General features: G+C 67.1%; 4 protein-coding genes. All 4 read right to left on the bottom strand.

Features of this window, described 5'->3' with window-relative positions; translation table 11 throughout:
• Positions 1-232 precede the first annotated feature (232 nt).
• Positions 233-679, bottom strand: coding sequence for an NfeD family protein (locus tag AB4Y99_RS26655; RefSeq protein WP_038362835.1), 447 nt, complete (start codon positions 677-679; stop codon positions 233-235).
• 7 nt (positions 680-686) lie between these two features.
• Complete coding sequence (locus AB4Y99_RS26650; protein WP_441525448.1) at positions 687-1,667, bottom strand: SPFH domain-containing protein; 981 nt, start codon at positions 1,665-1,667, stop codon at positions 687-689.
• A 775-nt stretch (positions 1,668-2,442) separates the two neighbouring features.
• Positions 2,443-2,958, bottom strand: coding sequence for an invasion associated locus B family protein (locus AB4Y99_RS26645; protein ID WP_038362839.1), 516 nt, complete (start codon positions 2,956-2,958; stop codon positions 2,443-2,445).
• 185 nt (positions 2,959-3,143) lie between these two features.
• A partial coding sequence (locus AB4Y99_RS26640; protein ID WP_441525447.1) for an SEC-C metal-binding domain-containing protein occupies positions 3,144-3,343 on the bottom strand: 200 nt, incomplete at its 5' end.

The raw sequence follows: 3,343 nt of genomic DNA, 5'->3' as shown, positions 1-3,343 counted from the left end.
CCTTAGAGGCTGTTATGAGCCATGGGATTGATTTGACGCAGGCGATTTTGCGCGAATGCACGAAGTTCGAGGACGCAAGCCTTCCGGCTTGCTACGAAGAACGACACGGCAGTCGCGCAAAATCGCCGCGCCCTGCGGGTGAGGTGAAAACGGCGGAGCTGCAGCGTCGCACCGCTTGCCGATACCTAGATGCAACGCTGACGCGCGAAACGCCGCAAGCGATGCAAAAACCTCATGCCTTCTCGATCACCAGCGTCGAGCCTTCGACGCGTACGACCTTGACCTCCGTGCCCGCCAGCAGCTCGGGGCCGATGATCCGCCAGGAGGAATCGCCGACGCGGACGCGCCCTTCGCCGCCGGTCATCGTTGCTTCCAGCCGGAAGACCTTGCCGATGAGCTGGCGGCCGCGGTCGTTGAGCCCGGTCGCGGCATCGGGCTCCTCGCCGCGGCGGCGGGTCAATAGCCGCCCGGCGGCGACGCTGGCGATGGCGAGGATCGCGAAGACGATCGAGGCCGCCTGCCAGCCGAGGCCGAAGATGCCGACGACCGCGCCGGTGACGAGCGCGGCGAGGCCGAGCCAGATCAGGAAGACGCCCGGCGCCAGGATCTCGCCGCCGATGAGGACGAGGCCGAGAATGGCCCAGAGCCAGCCATTATGGGTGAGGAGCCAGTCAGGCATGGCGACCTCAGCTATTCGCGCGCCCGGCCGGCGGAACCGAGCCCGAATTGCGCCGCGCCGCGACGGCGTCCTCGCCGAAGACGGCCTTGGTGAGCTGGGCGATGCCGCCGACCGTGCCGGCGAGCGAGGCCGCCTCGATCGGCACGATCACCACCTTGCTGTTGGGGCCGGTCGCGATGGCCTTCAGCGCATCGGTATAGCGCTCGGCGATCAGGAAGTTGGCGGCCTGGATGTCGCCCTTGCCGATCGCCTCCGAGACCATGGCGGTCGCCGCTGCTTCCGCCTGCGCCAGCCGCTCGCGCGCCTCGGCGTCGCGCAGCGCCGATTCCTTGCGGCCCTCGGCGGCGAGGATCTGCGACTGCTTCTGGCCCTCGGCCTTGAGGATCTCGGCCTGGCGCAGGCCTTCCGCTTCCAGGATCGCGGCGCGCTTCTCGCGCTCGGCCTTCATCTGCCGGTTCATCGCGCCGGCGATGTCGGCCGGCGGCAGGATGTCGCGGATCTCGATGCGCGTGACCTTGACGCCCCAGGGCGAGGCGGCGGCGTCCATGACGCGCAGCAGCCGCTCGTTGATCTCGTCGCGATGGGAGAGCAACTGGTCGAGGTCCATCGAGCCGACGACGGTGCGGATATTGGTCATGGTCAGGACCATCAGCGCATCGTTGAGCGAGGACACCTCGTAGCAGGCCTTGGCKGCGTCGAGCACCTGRTAGAAGGCGGCRGCGTCGATSCGSACGCCGGCATTGTCCTTGGTGATCGCCTCCTGSSWSGGAATGTCGAGCACCTGCTCCATGACATTCACCTTGTGGCCGATGCGATCGATATAGGGSACGATCAGCCCGAGGCCGGCGCTCAGCGTGCGCGAATAGCGGCCGAAGCGCTCGACGGTGTAGTTGAAGCCCTGTGGAACGGTGCGGACGCCGCGCGCGATCGTCAGGATCACCAGCGCCACCACGACGATGACCGCAATATTGAAGCCCGACAGATCCATTCCGTTTCCCCCGCCGCGTTAGGCCTGCCCGTTTTTGTCGGCAGCGGCCCAAACTGGCGGTTGTGGCGGGTAGATGCAAGCATGGGGCGCAAAGGTCTTCGCCCGCCCGCGTCGCCGCGTTCGGTGGTGGTGAGGGGCAGCGGAGCGCCGCGAGGCGCGGTGGATATAAGGCCGCTTCCATTGAGCCAGGATGCGGCGCGGAAGGATTGAGCCACCTTCCGCACGCCCCGTGGCGCTCCGCTTCCGGCGTTCTTCAGTCTCCGGGCCGCGCTTATCGGGCCTGCGGCCATCCTTCGCCGCGAGCCCTTTCGACGCCAGTGCGGCTCATCGCCTTGTCGCGTCTACTCGGGCATGGGACGAAGGCGTGATGCCATCGGCCGTTCCCAGCGAGCTCCTCGCACAGGGATCGTAGTGTCCCCAGGGCGGTGCCCCGAAGCCTCCCGGGAGTGGATCGTGACTCCACCCGCAGGCGCCGCTCCCATCCCCACCAACGGCACACCTCCGGATGGCTGCCCCTCGGGGACGAGGTGGGCCGAGGATAGGCGCGGTGTGTGGGGCGGGGATAAGTTTGCAGGGGAAGTGCGACGGCCCCTTCCTTCTCCCGGATGGGAGAAGGTGGCGCGGAGCGCCGGATGAGGGTGAGTGCTTTCCGCAGAAGGCGCGGCGGCCGCGTCCTGCCTTGGCGAGAAGCGGCGGTCCCTCACCCCTGCCCCTCTCCCATCCGGGAGAGGGGTTCCCCGCGCCTTGCATCGGAGCCGCGAACGCCACCGATGTCCTAGCTCTGTGCCGCCGCCGTGTCGCAGCGCTGGAGCAGGCGTGAGGCGGCGGTGACACCGGCGAGCGAGAAGGTGTAGCTCGTGGCGTTGCCGCGGGCCGAGCGGGCTTCGAGCACCATGTCGCTGCCCGCGCGCATCGCCGCGAGAAGGGCGGGCTCACGCTCGACCTTCTCGAGCCAGGCGTTGTTGCCCTCGGTCAGCATGCGGAACTCCTCGTCGCCGATGGTGACGGTGACGGTCGAGTTCGTGGCGAAGCTGTAGCCCGTCTGGAAACTCGATTCCGTATTGGTGCCGTTATTTCCCGTCTGGACAAAGAAGAAGACCTCGCCATGACGCAAGCCCGACGGATTCTCGGCCGTGGGGCTGCTCATGATGAAGCAACGGGTCGAATTGTCCTTGTCGTAGGCTGCCGCACTCCAGGCGTTGAACTGTCCGAGCGATTTGGCGGAAGCCGCTTCAGCACCCGTGCTCGTCAGCAAAGCCAGGCAGATTGCCGAAAGCGTTGTCTTGATCATCCGTTCATCTCCTTTCGCAGCGCGCAACTTGGAAAGAAGAGCCTTACCGAGGCGTAAACATGACCTCACGAATCCGTGCGTCCATCAGGCGCAGGCGCAGCTGCGAGCCGCCCATGCGCCGAGCCAAAACGACAATGCCCGGCCGGAGCCGGGCATGACGAAAGCGAAGCCGGAAGCGTTCTGCTTCAGACGTACTGGCCGTGGCAGTGCTTGTATTTCTTGCCGGAACCGCAGGGGCAGGCCTCGTTGCGGCCGACCTTGCCCCAGGTCGAGGGATCGTCGGGGTTGCGGTCGAGCACCGCCGTGTCGTCGGCACCGAGCGCCGCGAACTGCACGCCGCCGCTGCCGCCATAGTCGCCGCCGAAACCGCCCACCGGGCCCGCAT

The organism is Allobosea sp. TAB14, from assembly GCF_052113865.1.
GTDB lineage: Bacteria > Pseudomonadota > Alphaproteobacteria > Rhizobiales > Beijerinckiaceae > Allobosea > Allobosea spartocytisi.
Note: the sequence above shows the minus strand (reverse complement) of the source record. Positions and strands in the feature narration are given on the sequence as shown.

Excerpts from the sequence above, each read along its gene's own strand:
- AB4Y99_RS26655 (WP_038362835.1), bottom strand. The coding sequence starts at position 679 with ATGCCTGACTGGCTCCTCACCCATAATGGCTGGCTCTGGGCCATTCTC.
- AB4Y99_RS26645 (WP_038362839.1), bottom strand. The coding sequence starts at position 2,958 with ATGATCAAGACAACGCTTTCGGCAATCTGCCTGGCTTTGCTGACGAGC.